Annotated in this window: 9 protein-coding genes; 6 read left to right on the top strand and 3 right to left on the bottom strand. The window is 57.8% G+C overall.

Going from position 1 to position 21,842, the window contains the following annotated elements; translation table 11 throughout:
* The first annotated feature begins 18 nt into the window (after nt 1-18).
* Together ACQK2L_RS18315 and ACQK2L_RS18310 are read left to right on the top strand one after the other, a co-directional pair.
* Complete coding sequence (locus ACQK2L_RS18315) at nt 19-1,242, top strand: M48 family metalloprotease (protein WP_425398482.1); 1,224 nt, start codon at nt 19-21, stop codon at nt 1,240-1,242.
* Complete coding sequence (locus tag ACQK2L_RS18310; RefSeq protein WP_425398481.1) at nt 1,239-6,512, top strand: AAA domain-containing protein; 5,274 nt, start codon at nt 1,239-1,241, stop codon at nt 6,510-6,512. Before ACQK2L_RS18315 ends, ACQK2L_RS18310 begins: the two co-directional genes overlap by 4 nt.
* Before the next feature lie 212 nt (nt 6,513-6,724).
* Here the strand turns inward: ACQK2L_RS18310 and ACQK2L_RS18305 are convergent, their stop codons facing one another.
* Nucleotides 6,725-8,350, bottom strand: a complete 1,626-nt coding sequence (locus tag ACQK2L_RS18305; protein ID WP_425398480.1) for an efflux transporter outer membrane subunit — start codon at nt 8,348-8,350, stop codon at nt 6,725-6,727.
* Nucleotides 8,351-8,553: 203 nt separating this feature from the next.
* Here ACQK2L_RS18305 and ACQK2L_RS18300 point away from each other — a divergent pair, with 203 nt between their 5' ends.
* From ACQK2L_RS18300 to ACQK2L_RS18285, 4 genes are all read left to right on the top strand, one after another.
* Nucleotides 8,554-9,069, top strand: coding sequence for a MarR family winged helix-turn-helix transcriptional regulator (locus ACQK2L_RS18300; protein WP_425398479.1), 516 nt, complete (start codon nt 8,554-8,556; stop codon nt 9,067-9,069).
* 91 nt (nt 9,070-9,160) lie between these two features.
* On the top strand, nt 9,161-10,561 hold the full coding sequence (locus ACQK2L_RS18295; protein WP_425398478.1) for an efflux RND transporter periplasmic adaptor subunit: 1,401 nt from the start codon (nt 9,161-9,163) through the stop codon (nt 10,559-10,561).
* 15 nt (nt 10,562-10,576) lie between these two features.
* Complete coding sequence (locus ACQK2L_RS18290) at nt 10,577-13,654, top strand: efflux RND transporter permease subunit (RefSeq protein ID WP_425398477.1); 3,078 nt, start codon at nt 10,577-10,579, stop codon at nt 13,652-13,654.
* 436 nt (nt 13,655-14,090) lie between these two features.
* The gene (locus ACQK2L_RS18285; RefSeq protein ID WP_425398476.1) at nt 14,091-14,426 is read left to right on the top strand and encodes a hypothetical protein; all 336 of its coding nucleotides are present in this window, start codon (nt 14,091-14,093) and stop codon (nt 14,424-14,426) included.
* Between the two features lie 552 nt (nt 14,427-14,978).
* Here ACQK2L_RS18285 and ACQK2L_RS18280 read toward each other — a convergent pair.
* Both ACQK2L_RS18280 and ACQK2L_RS18275 read right to left on the bottom strand, forming a co-directional pair.
* Complete coding sequence (locus ACQK2L_RS18280) at nt 14,979-16,451, bottom strand: DUF1501 domain-containing protein (RefSeq protein WP_425398475.1); 1,473 nt, start codon at nt 16,449-16,451, stop codon at nt 14,979-14,981.
* Between the two features lie 49 nt (nt 16,452-16,500).
* Entirely contained in the window at nt 16,501-21,636 is a 5,136-nt protein-coding gene (locus ACQK2L_RS18275) for a DUF1549 domain-containing protein (protein WP_425398474.1), read from the bottom strand.
* Nucleotides 21,637-21,842: the final 206 nt, after the last annotated feature.

Below are 21,842 nucleotides of genomic sequence, written 5' to 3'. Positions count from 1 at the left end.
GGATTGGAGTATTGATTCATGCCCGAGGGGGAAAATACTGCTGCGAGGGAGCCGCTTCCGTACCACCTTGCAATCCGAGACTATCTGAAGCAAGAAGAACCTCAGATTTGGGAGTGGTACGCTTCGAATCGGGTGCGCAGCGAGCATGTCGACGCTCTGCGAGTCGATCTGCTGAAGTCGACCTATCGCATAGATCGCGAAGCTGATCCAGCGATCTACAACCTGGCGTCGGGTGTAGTAGAGCAGCTGGGAATCGACGTGCCTGTTACGATTTATCAAGCCCAGAACCCAGAAGGGCTCAACGCCTCGCTGGCCTACTTGCCAGAAGAAGCCCACATTGTGCTTCACGGTCCGCTGAAAAGCAGATTGTCGGAGGCGGAAATGCGAGCCTTGTTGGCTCACGAATTGGGGCATATGCTGCTGTACAACCAGTGGGATGGCGAGTTGCTGATCGCCTCTCAAGTCTTGTCTGCATTGACGCACGACCGCCAGGCCGATGTGTCCCACTTCGCCAGTGCTCGTTTGTTCTACCTCTACACCGAAGTGTTCTGTGATCGCGTCGCCCTGGAGGTGAGCGAGTCGCCACTTGAGGTAATCTCAATGCTGGTCAAGATCGCCACGGACCTGGAGGAAGTGAATCCCGAAAGCTACTTGAATCAGGCTGAAGAGATTCTCGCCAAAGGCCCCACCAAGACAGAAGGCTACTCGCATCCCGAAGCGTACATCCGAGCTCACGTATTGAAGCTATGGCACGATAGGCGAGACAATGCGAATCCCGAGATCACCGAGTTGATCGAAGGACCGCCGTCTCTCGACGAACTCGATCTAACTGCTCAAGTGCGCGTCATGGGTTGGACACGCCAGCTAATCAATCGGCTCCTTGCGCCAAATTGGATGCGAAGCGACCTGATGCTAGCGCACGCAAGACTCTTCTTCGACGAATACCAACCACCGGACGAAGCAACTGCGACCTCGGAACTTCGCGACCAGATCGACCGTGGCGACAACGCGCTGCGCGACTACTTTTGTTATGTGATGATTGATTTTGCGACCGCCGATCGCGAGTTGGAGGAAGCCCCACTCGCCCACGCGATTGGCGTGTCTGAGTCGATCGGCCTGAAGGATCGGCTTCTCGAGTTGGCTGCCAAGGAATTGCGCCTCCGCAAGAAGCAGGTGGAGAAACTCGACCACGATCGCGAAAAGCTCATCACGGCCGCCGAGAAGCTGGGGGTCGACGCATGACCAAGCTGGCAGATTTCATGCAGTCGAGGTTCGACGGCGCTGGTTTATCGACCGAGGACGCGTTGGCGTCGTTCCTGCCGCTCGCCCGAGAGGTTAACGAGGCCCATGCTGCGGGCTTGGTGGCGCCGCTGGAGGGGATCGACGACCTGCAGGTCGAAGGAGTGCAGATCTGGTTCGAAGAAGCGAAGCGGCGCGAGGTACGTCGGGCGAACGCCGAAGTGCGCAAACTCCAGGCCGAGCAGCGTTCGGCCGTTGAAGTGGTTTCCGAATTGCGTGTCACTACCGAGGTAGACGACGGCTCAGAGCGCCGCGTTGATCTGGCCATTATCGATACCGATCAACCCATCACTCGCCCCGCGTACCTTCCGGGCTATCAGTCCTGGGAACACCGCATGGACTGCCACGATCCGGTCACCGATATCTTCAGCCTGGGAATGATCCTGGCGAGTCTCGCCTGCGGTCTCGACTTTCGCGATACGGACGACCTGGACCGGTTCGTGGCCCATCGCAAGAACCTGTTCACGCTGGCGCCTGACCTGCATCCGGTCGTGGCGCGCGTAGTCGTCCGAATGACGCAAGTCGAGCGCCGCAGTCGGGCTCAGGACTTGAGTTCGCTGGTTCGGACACTCGAGACTTATCGCGATCAGGAAGTAGATTTGCTCTTCGATCTGACTAACTCAGCAGAATTCGAGTCGAGTTCGACACGCGACAAGCAGACCGTGATTCTCACGAAGCTTCGCGAACGGCTGTTCGAGCTTTCGCGGCGCAACAAGCTGTTGCACTTCAAACCGACGCTGCAGAGCGTGAACCTTACGCAGTCCAGCGTACCGCTGTCGTTCGACATCAAGAGCATACGCCCTGACCAAATCCTCACCTGGACCGATGATCTCCAGCGCGAAGTGGCCAGCAGCAAACCAATTTCACTCAACAAGTATCTGAACTTCACCGAAGTGCTGTACTTGCCGAGCCAGCTTGAAAAGCTCATCGCCGAGGCCAAGCGCGACCAGGCGGAGTATGGGTTCGCGCAACTGCGGCTGGTGGTTTGTTTTTTGCACTGGGCAAACCTCAAGGAAAAGCCCGCCGAGCAGTACGATTCGCCCCTCGTGTTGTTGCCGGTTCAACTGCGCAAGAAGAAGGGCATCCGCGACACGTTCTATCTCGACACACTCTCGACCGATGCGGAAATCAACCCGGTCGTGCGGCATCAGTTCAAGCAACTGTACGACATCGACCTACCAGAAACGATTGATCTATCGAAGGGCTCGCTCGACGCCTTGTTCGAGCTGCTCAGGGAGAAAATCAACGCGTCCGAGACTGCCATCACGCTCACGAAGGTCGACCGCCCACGCATCGCACTGATACATGAAAAGGCTCGCCGCAGACTCGACCAGTACCGTAAACGCGCGCGGCTCGCCGGGCGAGGCATTCGCAAGTTCCTCGATTTCGACTACAGCTACGACCCTGCCAACTTCCATCCACTGGGCATTAAGCTATTCAGTTCCAAAGTGCGACCTACCGAGACGCACCTGCGTGACGTCATCGAAGACAAGCCGCGCCCCAGGAACTTTGCCGTTGAGCCGGATACTCCTGTATCAGAGCCGGTCGTTGAACAGGAGCGACAGTTCTACTCACTACAGTCCGGCGGCGAAACGAACCCTTACGAGTGGACCTTCGACCTGTGTAGTGTAACGCTGGCAAACTTCAAGTATCGTCGCATGTCTTTGGTGCGTGACTATGAGGCGCTGCTGGACGACGGCATGACCAACCCGGCTTTCGAAGCGGCTTTCTCGCTTGTGCCACGTCCGTTGGACGACGAGCCAGCCAACCCACGTCCTCTCGAAGAGAGGTTCGACGTCGTACCGTGCGACCCAACGCAAGCGGCAGCCATCGCCGAGGCGGGCGTCGGCAAAAGCTTCATCATCCAAGGCCCGCCTGGTACTGGCAAGTCGCAAACCATCACCAACCTGATCGCTGACTACGTTGCCCGCGGCAAGCGAGTGCTGTTCGTGTGTGAGAAGCGAGCCGCTATCGATGTGGTCTACGCGCGCCTGCGGCAATGCGGTCTGGCGGACTTATGCTGCTTGATTCACGACTCGCAAACCGACAAGAAAGAGTTCGTGATGGACTTGAAGCAGACCTATGAGGGTCTGCTGGGCAAGCCTGCCAAGAGCAAAAACGGCGCCAGCCGTGAGAAAGCCGTGCAGCAATTGAGCAAGGCTCTGCGCTCTTTGCAGCACTTCGATGAGTCGATGCAGACTTCCCACAACTCCTTGGGTGTAACGCCGCGCCAGCTGCTCGACAGTTGTATCCAACTCCGGGAGGCCCTACCCAACCTTGACGTTCTGGCCAAGGAGTCGCTACCCGACTACGCTGATTGGCTCCGAAGCAAGGCATCCATCCGCCGCTTCGAGCGGGCGTTGGCCGATGTCGGCGGCGGTAGCATTCTTGCGAAGCATCCGATGCGGTTGCTCTCGCCTCGCTTGGCTTCGGTTGACCATCCGCTTGAGCAAATAGCCACAGCGTGTCGCGAAGCTACTGCACAACTCGGGAGCGCGCGGCAGGCGCTCGAGCGCTGTGGAATCCCCGGCGATCGCTGGGAAACGCTTGCCAGGGCGACGACGCTGGTCGAGTATGCCTGTCGCGTGAAGCCACTCTCCGACAGCAAATTGATGAATTTGTTCGACACCAACAGCGACCCCGCAAAGTGGCTAGACACGCAGCTTGGTGAGCTTGGCAGAAACAAAAAAGCTATCGCCGATGCCGTGCAGACTAACCAGCATTGGGTCGAGAGACTCTCGCCTGACGAAACTATCACGGCACTCGATCAAGCAGTTGGTTTCGAGAAATCTATGCTGTCGTGGCTCAAGCCGTCTTGGTGGCGGCTGCGTGGCGTGCTGAATCGCTGCTACTACTTCGGTGCCCACAAGATTCGCCCCAGTTGGTCCCGCGTGCTTGAGCAACTCGCAGAAGAACACAACCAGCGAAAACTCCGTGAATCTACACTCCAGGACACCGCTGAACACTTGAAGGTCGAACCCGATGACGTCGAGCATCTGATCGATACATTGGTGGAGATCAAAACGTCGATGCCCGAACAGCCCAAGTGGCTCAGTGATATTCACGCCGCGCTGATCAAGTCGCCACAGTCTGCGGAGATCGTGGGGCGTGTCTCAGAAGCTCGTGAGGCACTCGATGCTGCGACCGCGCAACTCGCTATACTCTCGGACAGCGCTGCTGGCATGACTTGGGACGAGGTCCAACAGTCGCTCGAGCACATCAGTGGGCATCTCGATTCGGTTTCCGAGTTTCTCGACTGCCTCCGCGAAATCGGAACAACACCTGAGGACGTCGCAAGCACGCTGCGCAGCTTACCTCACTCTCTGAGTGCTATCGAAGCGGCAGTTGCCGATCACGGGCTTGCCCAGCTCTATCGCCAAGACAGAGAGCTCGAGCGGTTCACTGGACGCACCCATCGAACCTTGGCTCGCCGGCTTGAACAACAGTACGATCGCTGGCTCGGTCTCAATGCACTGGACCTGCGCAAGCGAGTACGCGATCGGTTTCAAGCCAGCATCCGCATCAGCGAACAGTCAGCCACCAAGCTGTCAAATGTCGAGAAGGAGTTTAAACAACGCTACAACCGAGGACGCCGTGAACTGGAACACGAGTTTGGCAAGCAGATGCGGTACAAGGCTATCCGCGACTTGGTTTCCGACGAGTCGGGCGATGTGATCAACGATCTCAAGCCGATCTGGCTGATGAGCCCGCTAAGTGTTTCCGATACTCTGCCGTTGTCGCCCGATCGGTTCGACGTGGTGATCTTCGACGAGGCAAGCCAGATTACACTCGAAGAGGCAGTGCCGGCGCTGTTCCGTGCGTCTCAGTCGATCATCGTGGGCGATGAGATGCAGCTGCCGCCCACCGACTTCTTCTCCTCCAAACAGGCGTCAGAGGAAGAGGAAGAGCTATTGATCGAGTCCGATGGTGAGTTGGTGCAATACGACCTCGACTCAGGTAGCTTTCTTAGCCACGCTGCGAAGAACTTGCCGTCCACGATGCTCGGCTGGCACTATCGCAGCCGCAGCGAGTCGCTCATCAGCTTCTCCAACTGGGCCTTCTACGATGGCCGGCTACTTACGGTGCCGGAGGAGGCACTTGCCGGCATCGAGCGTCAGGCGATCGTCGCAGCCGGGGCAGAGGACGGCCCTGCAGGAGCTGCCGCCACGCTCGAACGCCCCATCAGCTACCATCGACTCAGCCACGGAGTGTACGACAAACGTCGCAACCGAGCCGAGGCAGAGTACATCGCCGAGATGGTTCGTGAACTGCTGCTTGATGAAGCCCGCAATACTATGGGTATCGTTGCGTTCTCCGAAGCACAGCAAGACGAAATCGAACAAGCACTTACTCGATTGGGCCAGGATGACAAAGTGTTCCGCGAAGCTCTCGAGGCGGAATTCGAGCGTGAAGACGATGGTCAGTTCGTAGGCTTGTTGGTAAAAAATCTCGAGAACATTCAGGGCGACGAACGCGATATCATCATCCTCAGCATCTGTTATGGCCATCCGCCTACCGGGAAGATGCGAATGAACTTCGGCCCCATCAACAAGAGCGGCGGTGAGAAGCGGCTGAATGTCGCCTTCTCGCGTGCCAAGCGGCACATGGCCATCGTCAGCTCCATCGACTCGACGGACATCACCAACGACTACAACGACGGCGCCAACTGCCTGAAGAACTACCTGCGATACGCTGAAGCGATATCCGTGGGCGATAGCTCCGTCGCCGAGCGAATCACGCACGGGCTTTCGCGATGGAACCAGGACGACGAAACACCGAATCTGCAAAAGAGAGAAGTCGTGGCCGAGCAATTGGCTGAAGCCCTGCAGAAGGCCGGCTTCACTGTCGATTGCTCGGTCGGCCAATCGCACTTCCGCTGCGATCTGGCCGTCTACAGGCCGGGGGATAGCATCTATCGGCTCGGCGTGTTGATCGATGGCCAAAAATACTACGAGCAGAACGACCTGCTGGAACGCGACATGATGCGCCCCCGCCTGCTTAGGGCATTTGGCTGGAGAATTGCCCAGGTGTTTGCCAAGGATTGGTACGCGGATCCCGATAGGGAGGTGAGTCAACTGCTCGCCTTAATGTCCGGTGACGTTTTGCCCGATGAAGTAGGTCTCGACACTGCTGACAATGAAGAGCAACTGGACAAGTCAACCGTAGCTGAACAGGCACCTCCCCGCGAGCCCAAACTCGAGCTCGAAGATTAGAGCCAACCAAGCGCCGCCTCAGACAAGAGCAGGCCCACCAGCTCCACCCGGCGTTCGAACTAGCCGATGACAAGTCGAACAAGTTCTGGGAGATCTCCATCGCCGAAGAGCAGCACCCTGTCAACGAAGGCAGCATCGGCCAACGGAATTGCAGCCCCTACACCTAACGAACACTCGTATAGTTCGTGATGGCGTCAGAACTTAGCACATCACTACAGGCCGCGGCACCTTGGGCATGTGCAGCCAGGCGGACAGAACACGGGTAGTGCCTTGCAGCGGTAGCCCGTTGGATCGCAGCCGTAGACGGCGGGCGGAATGCACTTGCAGTTGCGGATCTCCCAGCCGCCGCCGAGGGCTCGATAGACTTCGACTAGCCCTTGGGCGAATCGAAGTTCTGATTGAACCAGTTCGTCCTGCAATGATACGAGAGTCGCTTGCAGGTTGAAGATCTGGTTGTACTCCACTTCGCCCTCGCGCCATTGCACCTCGCCGAGCCGCACTGCTTCTTCGGCCGCGGCTACTGCCTTGCGGAGAGTTTCATACTGTCTTCTAGCGTAGAGGAACTGGGCCATCGCATCTTCGACCTCTTGCTGCGCCGTGAGTACGGTACTTTGGTAGTTCACCACCTCTTCCATCAAGAACTCTTCCTGCAAACGGACGAGGTTGGTTAATTGGCCATAGTTGAGGATGTTCCAACGAAAGCCGGGGACTACAGAGCCCGTTGCGCTTCTTGGGTCAAACAGATCGTCGAGTGCCCCCGCGCTCAGTCCGAGCGATCCAGTCAGCGAGAATGTTGGGTAGAGATCGGCCGCGGTGATGCCAATTTGTTCCGACTGGGCCGCAACACGCCGTTCGGCAGCGCGAATGTCAGGGCGTCGCCGCAATAGGTCGGCGGGAATACCGAGTACAACGGTTTCTGGCACAACAGGAATGTCGCCATCGCCGAGGATCTCACTCAGGTCAACCGGCGGAATGCCCAGCAACACTGAAAGGCGATTCTGCAGTTGACGTCGTGATTCGAGAAGTTGCGGAATGGTCGATTCCGTCTGGTAGAGGTTTGTTTTAGCTTGCTCCACGTCGATTGCGGAGATCTCTTGGAGTTCGAGCTTTGTCTCATTGATCTCGAGTGTCCCCTGTTGAATCTCCACGTTCTGACGGGCGAACGCGAGACGGCGATCGATGCTCCGAATCTCCATGTACGTCGATGCGACGTCGGCCACGAGCGTCACGAGCACGTCGTCGAGATCTTCCACCGAGGCGTCCCAATCCGCGTCGGCCTGGATGATGGAGCGGCGAATGCGCCCCCAGAAGTCGATCTCCCAATTCAGGTCGAAGCCCGTATCCCATGACGTGTTGTAGCGCGGTATGCCAGGGATGCCATTGATTCCGGAGGCGTTGACGCTTCGCAGGCTGCGCGTGTACGAGCCAGAGAGTGTTTGCGTCTGCGGGAAGATCGTGCCAGCGGTGGCAGCTCGATTCCATCGAGCTTGCATCACCCGATACGCGGCCAACTTTACATCCAGGTTGGTTTCGAAGGCTTGTCCAACCAAGGCATCCAAGACGGGATCGTTGAACTGCTTCCACCACCAACACTGTCGATTGCGATCGCGGCTGAACGCCACGTCGTCGGCACTCTTGTCTAGGTCCGCCGTATCGGTAGCCCAGTCATTGCTTACTAGGCTGGTCGGCCTGACGTAGTTGGGGCCGACCTTGAAGCCGTTTCGACACCAGTTATGGACTCCACACCCTGGCAGCAGGCAAAGAGCCAGGCCCAACACCGCAGCACGGAACCCCAACGGAAGTGAGTCTTTCGGTTGTGAGTTGTTCTGCCGTGCCATGTGTCTACTTACGGATGTCCGAAACCATAGGGTGCGTGCGCATCAACTGGGCACAGACGCGATAAACCACACCACGCCTATCTTCGGCGAGATTCATGCAACCGATGCAATCGGCACGTTAGAACCGCTCCGACCCTCAGCACCGCCAAGGTCGACGCAGCTTGCCATTTACCCCCATTTCGAGTATCTTGAATTCGAGATAAATGCCAGGGGACTCCGCTGTGAAGCAGGACTTCATCGACAATCTGATTAAAAAGTGGCAAGCCGAGTGCCCGGATCTCGACGTGAGGCCCATCGCGGTCGTGGGGCGTGCAATTCGAATTGCTGAATTGATGAAGCAGCGCTTGCGGGATCTGCTGCGACCCCACGGATTGGAAGTGTGGGAGTTTGAGGTGCTAGCAACGCTTCGCTGGCGCGGCGGCGAGGAAGGGATGACGCCCACCGAATTGATGGAAGCGCTGAAGATCTCCTCCGGTACGCTTACCCACCGAATCGACCAACTCGAAAAGACAGGCTTTGTCGAGCGCGTACCGAATCCCAACGATCGCCGCTCGGTTCGCGTCCACCTGGCCGCGCGTGGGGTTGAAGTAGTCGGAGAGGCATTGGTCGAACACATACAGTCCGCCAACGCGGCAGTCAGCGACGTTTCTCTACACGACCAGAAGTTGGCTGCGGGCGTTTTGAAACGCGTGCTGGCGAACGTCGAGGACGACAGCTAGCGTTCGCGTGATTCAGGCCATCTGCAGCGGTAGTACAGTTGTGATCCACCCCCCCCAGATTTGTTCCAGAGTTACGCGGTAGGTACGACGGATGAGGCAATACATGGTCTGGCTCGGGCGGTGGGGCAAGCGGTTGCTGGTAATCCCTCCGATTGCGCTGGCGATCGTCGTGTTTGTATTCGTTGCCAAGAACCGGCCGCCGCTCGAAGTGCGACCCGAAACCGAGTCGGCGCGCGCCCTGCATGTCATTGCAGCGCCCCTATTGGAAGTGCGCCCGAGAGTCATTGGCTATGGAACCGCAGAGTACACCAGGAAGTGGAGAGCCGTGTCTCAAGTGGCCGGTCGCCTGCAGCACATCCACAAGGAACTGCATCCCGGTGCGGTCATCACCGAAGGCGAAGTGATGGTCAAGATCGACGACGCAGACTACCGTTCCGCCGTTGAAGAACTCACCGCGTCGATCGAGCAGAAGCAGGCGGAGATCGAGCAACTGAAACGCACCGAGGCAAACTACGACAAGACGTTAGCGGTGGAGCGGAACGTCCTGGAGGTTCTTACGCAGGAGCTGAAACGAGCCGAGGCACTACTCGCGCAGCGAGCCGGTTCGCAATCGTCGATCGACTCCAAGCAACGCGCGGTCCTGGCCCAGGAGCAGGTTATCCAGGACATCGGCAATAGTAAGTCACTGATTGAGCCGCAGATCCAAGCGCTCGAGGCGGGGATTCGGCAGTCCGTAGCACAACGCGAGCAGGCACAGCGCGACATCGACCGCGCGGAGATTCGCGCTCCGTTCACCATGCGTATTGGCGACGTTGACCTTGAACCGGGCCAATTCATTACCGCGAACGAGACGCTCTTCGAAGGCTACAGCTTTTCGGAGTTGGAAATCGAGGTCCAACTGTCGATGCTTGATCTTCATCGGTTGCTAAAAAAGCCAGTGCACCAACTGCCGGTCCCCGGAGAGCTGACGATGGAAAATATGAGATCCGTTTTCCAGGTCGATGCCAAGGTGAGTGTTTCTGGCGCGGGAACGGATGCTGTGTACGATGGTCGGTTCCTGCGGGTGCGCGAGGTCATCGACTCGAAGACGAGGATGCTCGGTCTGGTGATCGGGGTGACGAACTCCATCTCATCCAACAACGGCGAATTAAAGCCGCCAGTGCTGGAGGGAGCTTTCTGCAAAGTCGAATTGCTGGGGCGTTCGATCGGCGAGCATGTCGTGGTGCCGCGAAGCGCGGTGCACGGTTTGACCGTCTATGCATTGGATCAGAACAATCGGCTGGTGAAGCGGGAGATTGCTGCAGAGTTTACGCAGGACAACTACACCGTCGTGGCGTCCGGCCTGTCCGCTGGCGAGCGAGTGATCGTGTCCGACCCTTCTCCGGCCATCGTCGGGATGCTGGTCGAGCCCATTGAAGATGCAGAGACAGCAGACGAACTTCGAAACGCGGTGGCGAATGCCAATGACGGCAACACTTCCCCATCGCGGTAGGGAGAGACGGTCTCAGTGCTGAAGCGGTTTATCAATCATCGAACACTGGCTAACCTGCTGATGCTCGCCTTCATCGGCGTTGGGTTCTATGCGCTGCCAAGATTGAAGAAGGAGACTTTTCCCGACTTTGACGCTTCCCAGGTTCAGATCAGCATGATCTACCGCGGTGCTTCGGCCGAAGACGTCGAGCAAGGCATCTGCCTGCGGATTGAAGACGCCATCGACGGAGTCCAGAATATCAAGAAGGTCACGTCGGTCGCACAGGAAGGCAGTGCGTCGGTGACGATCGAAATCGAAGATGGGGCCGACGTTACCACGGCGCTCAACGACATCGAAACCGAAGTGGATGCGATCATCGACTTCCCCGCTGGAGCCGAAGACGCGATCATCTCGCAGCTCAATATGAGCGTGGCCGTGATGACCTTGGCGGTCAGCGGCCCAATGAGCACACCCGATCTTAAGGACTACTGCGAGGATCTCAAGCGACGTCTGCGCCACCTGCCACTGAGCCCGCTGGTCGAAGTTCAAGGATTCTCGGACCGTCAGTTGCGAATCGAACTCGATAGCGACGCGCTGCGGCGGCTCGGGCTGTCGGCCTCCGATATCGCCACCACCATCGGCAACCAGAACCTCGACATTCCCGTTGGCACTATCGAAACACGGGATGAAGACATACTGCTGCGATTCGTCGAACAGCGGCGACACCCACAGGAGATCGAAGACATTGTCATCTCGGGCGTGGCAGGGCGCGCGGAGATTCGAATTCGTGACATCGGACGGGTGGTCGACACCTTTGCCGATGCCGAACAAATGGCTTGGCTCGACGGCCAGCGCGCCGGAATCTTGCAAATCAGTAAGACAAAGTCTCAAGACACCTTGAAGTTAGCCGCGGAATTGACGGAGTTCATCGAGGCTGAACGTCAACGCCAACCGAATGTGCAACTGGTCGTCACATCGGATACCGCCCAACTAATCGAGGATCGACTCAGCCTGCTTGTCAAGAATGCGTTGCAGGGAATGGTGTTGGTGTTCTTCACGCTGTGGATCTTCTTCAATCTACGGCTGTCGTTCTGGGTGGTCATGAGTCTCCCCGTGTCGATCATGGCTGCCTTTTTCTTGATGCCCATGTTCGGCCAGACCATCAACATGATGTCGTCGGTCGCTTTGCTGATGGCGATCGGCGTGCTCATGGACGACGGCATCGTGATCGGCGAGAACATCGCACGTCACGTTGCGATGGGAAAGAACTCCATGCAAGCGGCTTACGATGGCGTAGTCGAGGTCGGCGGTGGTGTGATTTCTTCTTTTCTTACAACCGCTTGTGTGTTGGGGCCGCTGCTCTTCCTGGAAGGCACACTCGGAAAAGTACTGCAGGTGATCCCCACCATTCTTATCGTCACACTAGCCATCAGCCTGGTCGAAGCGTTTCTGATCCTACCCAACCACCTTGGCCACTCGCTGCATCATTACAACCCGGAGCAGGGCAGTCGCCTTCGACGCGCCATCGACCGGGGCGTGGAGTGGACTCGCGAAAGTGTATTCGGCTCGCTCGTCGACTGGGCCATTAGATGGAGGTATCTGACGATCGGCGCAACGGTGGCCGCCTTTGTATTGGCCATCGCGACGATCGCTGGCGGGTTCGTATCATTCACCGCCTTCCCCGATCTCGATGGCGATACGATCGATGCAAAGATACTGCTGCCCCAAGGCACACCGCTCAGCGAGACCGAGGGCATTGTCCGCCAGATCAACGATGCGATCGAACGAGTCAATGCGCAGTTTTCCGACCAGCCAGGCGGGCAGCCTCTGGTGCGCAGCGTGTTGTCGAAGTTCAACGAAAACACCGATGCTTCTGAATCCGGGCCGCACGTCGCGACTGTCACGGCCCAAATTCTGCCTCCCGAGTCGCGCTCGACCAGCATCGCCGAGTTTGTCGCTGCGCTGCGGGAGGAAGTCGGAGTTGTCCCCAACGCATTGTCCGTATCCATCGCCGAGTCGCAGCGAGGGCCGGCCGGCCGTGCCATAGAAGTGCTTTTCAAGTCGGATGATCTGGATGTCGCCAAGGCGGCCGCTGAAATGGGCCGCGACTGGTTCGCCCAATACGAAGGTGTGTATGACCTGAGCGACGACATGCGTAGGGGCAAGCAGGAGATCCGTTTGCGGCTAAAGCCCGATGCGGTGGCCATGGGGCTCAATGTCCAGGCGATGGCCAATCAGCTCGGCGCAGCATTTCAAGGCGTGCGGATCAACGACATTCAAGTTGGCAACGACCAGTTCGAGATCAACGTTCAGTACGAAAAGCAGCACCGCGACAGCTTGCAGGAGTTTACCGACTTCCAGTTCATGCTCTCCGATGGTCAGCAGTTGCCGCTGGATGCAGTCGCCGATGCAAGTTTTCAGTACGGCTGGGCACGAATCGCGCGAGTCGACGGTTGGCGAACTGTTACTTTGGTAGGAAACACCGACAACCAAGTTGTCAACACGGCCCAGTTGATGGGAGTATTTCGGCGAGAGTGTATCCCCGAGCTCAAAGCCGCATTTCCGGACCTGCAGGTCTCGCTGGGCGGCCAGTCGGAGGCTTCCAGTGAAACAGGAACGTCGATGATGTATCTGTTCCTGATGGGCCTGTTCGGTATTTATTCCATCCTCAGTTTCCAGTTCGAGAGCTGGCTGGAACCATTGATCGTGATGTTCGCCATTCCGATGGCGCTGATCGGAGTAATCTTCGGCCACATGTTGATGGGGATGTCTCTTAGCATGCCCAGTTTGATCGGATTTGTGTCCCTGGCGGGAATTGTGGTGAACGACTCGATTCTTCTTGTCCTGTTTCTCAAGCAGTCTCGCAGCGACGGCATGTCGAGTTTGGAAGCCGCTGGTCAGGCGAGCCGACTACGCTTTCGCGCCATCGTGCTCACCAGCGCTACGACGATGGCTGGCCTGCTGCCGTTGACGTTAGAACAAAGTACCCAGGCCCAGGTCTTGATACCTGTCGCCATTTCAATTGTATTCGGCATGCTCAGCTCGACTGTTTTGGTGTTGATCGTGATACCGAGCATCTATGTCGCGCTCTGCGACATGCGACTGATCAAGTGACGCGCCGGGCGAGCGAGATTTCACTGTTGGGGTGGGGAAGCTAGACCGTCGGTGGCATTTGCGAATGGCTGCGAACCGCTGCGAAACCGGATACAGGCAACCTGCGGTAGAATGGTGAGAGGGTCCTATTGATGTTGGCAATATCCCGTCGTGAAGTTTGGAGGCCGTATGGGTGGCGTGGGAAGCGGTAGCTGGTATCGGTTCGAGAAGCAGCAGACCGTGGAACAGTCGCTCACGTAGTCGAATGGCGACTCTCGCGAGCGGATGTTCCCTGGCGCGGCCGGCGCGTTTACCTGGACCCGATATGGTGTCTGGGAGTCGTCCATCGGCTACTCCGTAGCCATTGGCCGCGGCCAGCGGTAGTGGCTCACCTGCCCGCTGATCGTGGGCGACATCCCTTGCCAGCGACGAGTAGGCAAGCTGCACCTGCCTAACGGTGCCCGCTACTTGGGACGACGTAAATTGGGAAAAGGGCACCATTCGCGTTACAAGTCCGAAGACGGCCCACCACGAGGGCAAGGAATCTCGCTCGCTCCCAATGTTCCCTGAGTTGAAGCAGGAGCTGGATTCGGTTTGGGAATTGGTAGATGAGGACTCGCCCGACCGGGTGAATGTCATCACGCGTTACCGCGAGTCGAATATCAACCTACGAACACAGTTGCTGAGGATTATAGCCCTGGCTGGCGTCGATCCCTGGCCCAAGTTGTTCCACAACCTCCGGAGCACTCGTGAGACAGAACCCGCCTGCAACGAGCTGTCAGCTGGCCATTGAGAGTCTATGTGACAATGCTGTGGGGTGTGGCAGTCCCGGGCCAATTGTCGTCATCAGCTTGACTGCACTTTTTAGTCGGCAGCAACTGCTGTAGGTGAAAACGACAGCTGCGCCGAACACCGAATCTCAACTCAACGCGCACGATGCAACCGCCATCAGTTCGAGACGACATGATTTTGCAGGGCAGTGAGGCCGATGGGCATTATTTCGCAAACGCCGAAGGGCCACTATCTACCCTGAACGTTCACCGAGATACTTCTACATCCTCTGCTGCAGGTCCCAGTTGGTGAGCGATTCTTGACGGCTGCCTTCGGCTATTTCTGCCGCCAATCCCCGTCATACAAAGTGCGAAATAATCCAGAGCTCATGGCAATCTCAGAAAAGCCGAAAATGGTAACAACGAGACATATCCATACTCTGTCTCCGCGGCGACTTCCCCACGGCATGACTGGCGCTGAACATTTGCGTTCCAATCAGTCAGCAAAGTCTCTTCGGACACGAAAGGACCATCGACCTGCACTGACAGAAGTACAATCGTAAGCTGAGATTGTCTTAAGAAAAGAGGCTTGTTACGGCTTTGGCTTTGACTAACTCGCGCGGCTGTTTCAGGTGGTTTAGAACGGTAGTTTCCGGATCGATGCCAAAGGAGTGATAGATGGAGGCCAACAGTTCGGTAGGGTGCACGGGGTCCTCCACCGGCGCGGAGCCGGTGGCGTCTGATTTGCCATGGACGTAGCCACGTTTGCTACCTGCACCCGCCATCACCGCCGTATAGCAATAGGGCCAGTGGTCGCGCCCATCGTCGCTGTTGTTGTTGCCCGAGGTGCTGACGCCGCGTTGCGGGCTGCGCCCAAATTCGCCGACCGCGACCACCAGAGTCTCTTCGAGCATCCCGCGCTCGTCCAAGTCTTCAATCAAAGCCGTCAAGCCCGCGTCGAACATCGGCGCAGACTGGTCTCTCATTCGTTTCGACAGGTCTTTGTGTTGATCCCACGAGTGGTTATCGGAGTTGGCCACCTTGGGCCACACGACCTCCACCACCCGCGTACCTGCTTGGACCAGACGTCGCGCCATGAGACAGCTTTGCCCGAAGGTGGTACGGCCGTAGCGGTCGCGCTCGGCATCGTCTTCCTGTGAAAGATCGAACGCCTCGCGAGCTCGTCCCGAGGCCACCAAGTCGATCGCTTGCTGGTAGTACTCGTCGAGTTTGTCACCGGCCACCGCTTTCTCAATGGCCGGCATATGGCTGTCGACTAGATCGCGGAGCCGCGCACGACGCTCGAGACGCAAGCTGAAGACGTCGGGCTGAAGTTGTAGATCGTCGACTCGCACGCTGTCCATTTTGCTCATCAACAGGTCGTCGCCAGGCGGGTACAGCGTGTACGGATCGTACGCCTTGCCCAGAAAACCGGCAGTACCTCCTTTGCCCACGACGTTGCTTTCCTGCAGTGGCCTGGGCAACATGACGAACGGCAGCATCGCCTCGGACGATGGCTGCAGGCGTACAATGTTCGATCCGAAGTTGGGAAAGTCCTTGGGACTCGGCGGTTCGAGTTGGCCGGAGGGACTAACCTTGTCGGTCGTATAGCCGGTCATCATCTGGTAGATGGCAGCCGTGTGGTTGAACAGTCCGTTGGGCGAGTAGCTCATCGAACGGATCATCGTGAAACGATCGTTGATCGTCGCCAGTCGGGGCAGATTTTCGGTGAATTTCACGCCTGGGATTTTGGTCGAAATTGGCTTGAAGACACTTTTCACATTGTCGGGGACATCTTCCTTCGGATCCCAGAGGTCCAAATGGCTGGGCCCACCCTGCAAATAGCACAAGATGATACTCTTGGCCTTGCCCCATCCGGGACCGCCGTGATTACCGCTTTCCGAGGCATGAGATTTCAGGGCAAGCAATGAGGAAAGCGACATGCCGAACAAACCAGACGCACCCACCCGCAAGACGTCTCTGCGAGTCGGTTGAAGGTGTTTATCGCACAGGTCCTTGGCTGCGCAGTTGCTAGCGATTCGCCACATAGTATTCCCTTTCGATCGACGACGTGGTTTTGTGCGTCCGCTTGTCGGGTTAGTGGTTGTACAAAAAGGCGGGGCTGTTGATGAGTGCCCAGACCAGGTCCTGCACAGCGGTCAGGCGGCGGTTTTCAAGCTGCTCGCTGCTAAGCGATATATCGTGCTCGAGCTGTCGCAATTTGGCATCCACTGGAATCGGCTGCTTTGCCGCCGCTAGTTGACTCTGCAGATCGGCCAGAGTGGCATCCTCAGGCACGGGCTGCTGCGCCTCGGCAAGTGCTTGCTGTAGAGTCTCGAGCTTTTCATCTTGCTCCTTGCGATAGGCAAGTAGTCTGGCGGCTTGCTCTTCGGTGTGTTTCGCGGGATCGGTCAACAGGATCGCCTCCACATCGGTCGGTAGACCAAAGCTGGCGGGGAGCACGCTGTCGGTTACGGATATTCGGAATCGACCCAGTGAATGATTGCCGTCTTTGAACATGTGCTGAAAGAGGAATTCCAACTGGCTTCCTTCCTCCAGCGCCAGGGGCTTATCGAACTCGAACACGGCAACGTGTCGCTTGCCGCCCTCGGGCGAGATTGCCCAGCCGTTCCCGCTCTCAGCAATCTGCCCATCAATCGCCGTGGCCACGTCGTACGAGGGCTGGCTGTAGTCGGCGCGGGCGGTGGCCAGCTTGACTTCCGTCTTCGCCTCCTCGGCCGACGAGAGCTTTGCCACCGAGAACTCGGTTAAGACGAAATTTCCGTTCTTTGGACTGCGGCCCGGTCCATTGGCAGGGAGTCGCTTATCCGGCAATGCTTCCAGACGCACGGCGGTCATGCGATTCAAGCTGGATGAGCCAACGATGCGGTACTCACCTTTAGAGTTGCCAACCTCGGCGAACACGGCGCCATCGCTCTCCATCACGAGTTTGCCTGGGATAGTTGTTTCGAGCTTGGTGAACTCGATCGGTCTCCACAGGTTGGATTTGGCTCGAAGTTCTTCTCGCCATGCGGGTAGACTTGCCACCAACCTGTCTTCGTAAGTTTTGAGTTCTGCCTCGGCAGCAGCGATACGTTTGCCTCTCTCGCGTTCGAGCCGCTTGCGATTGGGTGCGATGGCCATCTGGCGGGTTTCGACCTCGCGTTCCAGTCGCACGACCTGCTGCTGACGTGCGACTTCGCGGACGGCCAACCTTGGCGACAGTTCCTCGATGTACTGGTCACGCTTGCGAACCAATAGGTCATGGTCGACTTGCACTTGATCAATTATTGCCGCTACGATGTCTAGTTCGTCAGGCGTTGGCGGGCGATTGATTACGCGCAGGTACACCTGCTCGACGACTTCTGTATCAGTAAGGTCCGATGTTGCCAGCTTGGCGATTTCGTTCTTCGAGTCACTGATCGCTTGGCCGACAGTTGGACCGCTTACCAAGGCCATGACAGGCCCGAGCTGGAGTTCATTCACGCGCTCGCATTCGCAGGCGCTTTCTCGTGCCGGGCGGCCCAGCGTATCCAGGAATCCATCCGGAAGCTTGATGCCCGCATCAGGCAAGGCAGCTGCCCGGGTGCCGGCCGGTATGCCGGGGAAGGATGAAGTCGACCCGGTGACCTGGTACACCGCGTCGTACAGCACCTCGGCTGGCAGCCGCCGCGCAGCCGCGTGGGAGAAATTCATCCGGTCGTCCGCATTCCACCGATTGCTGGCGACAGACAGTTGGTAGGTTCGCGACTGGCAAATCAACCTCATAACGTGTCTGGCGTCGAAATCGTGGGCTATGAACTCCTCGGTAAGGTAATCCAATAGCTCTGGATTCGAGGGTGGATTGCCGGCGCGAATATCATCGATAGGTTCGATGATACCCGTGCCTAGTAGATATCCCCACAGTCGGTTGACATAGCTGCGGGCGAAATAGGGATTCTCTGGCGATGTCACCCAGCTAGCGAGTCGTTCACGCCGAGTAGCATCCTGCGGTTCGCTGTGCTCACATTCGAAGGGAAACGCGGGCTGGGTGACTGCACCCGTCCTGTCGTGATGCATCTCGCTGTCGCCCCCATCGGATACTATTTCGTAGAGGGGCTTGCCCGCCTCGACGGCCGTGGCGCCGATCGTCTTGTCGCCACTCTCGGGATCGCCCTTTAATTGTACCTTGGCGAAGAAGGCGGCTAGCTCGTAGTATTGATCCTGGGTCCACTTTTCGAAGGGATGGTCGTGGCACTTGTTGCAGTTGAATCGCGTAGCGAGGAACAGGTGCGTGGTGTTCTCCATCGTGTCTTCGGGCGTTCGCAGCGTCTTGAAATAGGACGCCGGTGGGTTTTTACGATTCGAACCAGTCGCGGTAAGTAGCTTGGTGACAAACTCGTCGTAGGGCGTGTTGGCTTCCACTTCGCCGCGAATCCAGGCACGAAGCGCAGCGGCGCCCTCGCTGCCGAGAAACTTGCCGTTAACTTGCAACAAGTCGGCCCACTTGTTGGTCCAATACTCAACGTAATCTTCGCAACCGATCAAGTGCTCAACGAGTTCATCGCGTTTGACGCGCGATTCGCGCGGGTCGGAAACAAATCTCTGAATAGCTTCGGGGGTTGGCGGCAAGCCAGTCAAATCGAGATGCACGCGTCGCACGAATTCATAATCGTCTGCCAACGGCGAGGTCAGCGTCTTGGTCCGCTCGAGCTTGGCGGCTACCAATTCGTCGATGCGATTGTTCGCAGGCGGTGATTCCCACTGAAATCCTTCGCGGTCGCCCATCACTGTCAGCGTGGTGGCCGCGTAGGCCCCTTCGTACCGCACCAACGCGGCCGATTCGCCACGGCGAAGTGCCCGCATCAAGCCCGGATGTTCGTCCTCGACGACTAGTACATCGGTATTACCGCTTTCGATGAACGCTTCACCGGTGACATCTCGGGAATTGCCATCGGCATAGTAGGCCACAACACGCAGTTGCTGCAAACTATTGATCTGCTCGATGACAGGATTGGTGGGTGTCACGCTGATCGAGGTGACCCGCGGCGATTCGGAGTGCAGCCGCGCGCCTTCTTCGATCCATGTCTTCAGGATGCGATAGTAGCGGCTGTCGGGTTTGATCACCTGGCCACCTTCGTGTGGCACCTGCGCGACGGCCTTCAGCAGCATCAAACTGCGATCGGGCGCAGCGAGGTTGACGCGACGCGACGAATGGTCGTCCGTCAACGCTCGAATGTCGTAAATCGGGTCGTAGCCGCGAAGCGACAACTTGAAGCCATTCTTGCCATCCTTGGCGCCATGACAGGTGCCGGCATTGCAACCTGCGCGGGCGAGCACCGGGTTCACGTCCTGGATGTAGTCGGCATGCCCTGTTCCTCCGCCCGAAACCAATAGCGGCACTTCCGCCTTAGCTTCATCCAGGCGAATCGACACAGAGGCCGAGCCGGGCGCCTTGGCAACCAGCATGCCGTAGGAATCGATGTTCGCAATCGACGAGTCGACCTTCAATTCGGCCAGACGCGTCACGTCGAAGCGCTGCCCGTCCTCCATCTCTGCTGTCACCACGATTTGTGCGTACGCGGCCTGGCTTTCCAGCATCAACTCAGCCGGCTCGACCAACAGTCGCTTGATGTTCACATCGCCGGGAATTGGTGCTTCCTCGAGCTTAGCCGCTACGACTTGTTGTTCCGCGACCGATTCGCTGCTTACGACGCTTGGTAAGGCGATGTCATCCACAACGTCGAAAACGGTGGTCATTTCACCTTTTGTGGTATCGATTAACCACACCCGCCCCCCACTTCCGCTGGCAGCCACGGACTTGCCGTCGGGGCTGACGGAAACGGCATAGATGGCCGCGTCGGTAACGGGAATCTGGGCGACAACCTCGACAGCGTCGGCGAAGTGCTTCTTCAGCAAATCCGTTTCCTTCGCCGTCCGAGTGTGGGTTGGCTTGAATAGCAACTTCTCGACGTTCTTGGGCAACTTCGGCTCGGCTGCCATGCGATACACGTGTACCGCCCCATGACCATCGAGGCTGCTACCGGCGGCAATCAAGGTGCCATCGGTACTGAAGTCGACGCTAAAGATGCGTCCCTCGAGCGGCGGCAACTCGAACAGCAAGTTGGCGTCATCGCCAATCACACGCTTGGTTTGCCGGTGCATACGATAAATGCGTGGTACTCCGTCAGCGCCGCCGAACACGATTTCGTCTCGCAACGGATGACGGGCCACACTATTGATGCCGCCTTTCAGTGCACCGGGAGTGATCGAGGTGATGTTATCGACGAAACGTTCGGTTTCCACTTCAATCAGCTTAGCGGTCATGTCGCGACCGACCGACACCAGGTGACTGCCGTCGACCGAGTAAACGGTATCGAGCGGCCAGTCGTTGGAAGAACCCTGATAGAGCAACTGCTCGCCCGTCTCGGCGTCGATGACCCGCACCGTGTTATCGGTGCAACCAAAAGCGACTTGCCGGCCGTCGGGTGACCAACTGATGCCGCGGAGGGTATCGAAACCAAGCGGTACAGAAAGCCCGAGTTCGCGATCTTCGACGTTCCAGACCTGTACCTCACCACTTCGGCCTGGGTCGCCTCCTGCCACGGCCAGATACTTCCCATCAGGTGAGAATCGCACCTGCTCGATGCGCTCGGAAAGACCAATCAACCGTCCGACCAGGCCGGAACCGCCCGCGTTGTGCAACAGCACCTCGTGCGCGCCGGCAATCGCGATCAAGGAACCATCGGGCGAGTAGTCGATCGAGGTGACCACCGGCGGCTGAGTGTAGACGGGCGGGTGCTCGGCATCGATCACGGGCCCGGACGAAGTGGGCGAGTCGTCCTTCGCGCCGGAGGCAATCCACTGCCGAATCCGCTCTATCTCTTCGGCGCTCAGCGGATCGCCATCCATGGGCATCTCGGCCGATCCGTTTGCCGGTGTAATAAGTGTTACCAACAGACTCTCATCGGGCTTGCCAGGCACGACTGCCGCCTGTCCGCGATCGCCTCCTGCGAGCAGGTTCGCGAACGACGTCATATTGTAAGCGCCGCTGGCTTTTGCGGGCTGATGGCAACCCACACAATGGGCCTGGAATATCGGAAGAACGTCTCCGGCGTAGCTTGGAGACTCCGTTTCGTCCGCGATGGCTGTCGAGGTAGTAAATAGTCCAACCACGAGCAGAACCAATAGCTTGGCTGTGCCTGGTTGGTTACGGGCGAAGAGAAATGAGACATGCTTAGGTAGATTGTCCATACTAATCCATGCCCAAGGTGCGTGTGAAACTGCCTGTCGGGACGGCCGCGAGACGCGAGGTGGGGAGGCCTTGGCGGGACACTTATTATAGCGAATTGAGAATCATAACGCACTCTTTGGATTGGAAGACAACCGCCCACCAGCGAGAAATATTCCTAACAACGACTCATTTGAAACGTAGGAGGCGTTGATCTTGGCTGATTCCC

It is taken from the genome of Aeoliella sp. (assembly GCF_965227375.1).
Lineage (GTDB): Bacteria > Planctomycetota > Planctomycetia > Pirellulales > Lacipirellulaceae > Aeoliella.
The sequence above is the reverse complement of the archived record's forward strand: the minus strand, read 5'-3'. Positions and strand labels throughout refer to the sequence as shown.

Bases quoted from the DNA above. Each gene is read 5' to 3' on its own strand.
- ACQK2L_RS18315 (WP_425398482.1), top strand. From the start codon at position 19: ATGCCCGAGGGGGAAAATACTGCTGCGAGGGAGCCGCTTCCGTACCAC.
- ACQK2L_RS18310 (WP_425398481.1), top strand. From the start codon at position 1,239: ATGACCAAGCTGGCAGATTTCATGCAGTCGAGGTTCGACGGCGCTGGT.
- ACQK2L_RS18305 (WP_425398480.1), bottom strand. From the start codon at position 8,350: ATGGCACGGCAGAACAACTCACAACCGAAAGACTCACTTCCGTTGGGG.
- ACQK2L_RS18300 (WP_425398479.1), top strand. From the start codon at position 8,554: ATGCCAGGGGACTCCGCTGTGAAGCAGGACTTCATCGACAATCTGATT.
- ACQK2L_RS18295 (WP_425398478.1), top strand. From the start codon at position 9,161: ATGAGGCAATACATGGTCTGGCTCGGGCGGTGGGGCAAGCGGTTGCTG.
- ACQK2L_RS18280 (WP_425398475.1), bottom strand. From the start codon at position 16,451: ATGTGGCGAATCGCTAGCAACTGCGCAGCCAAGGACCTGTGCGATAAA.
- ACQK2L_RS18275 (WP_425398474.1), bottom strand. From the start codon at position 21,636: ATGGACAATCTACCTAAGCATGTCTCATTTCTCTTCGCCCGTAACCAA.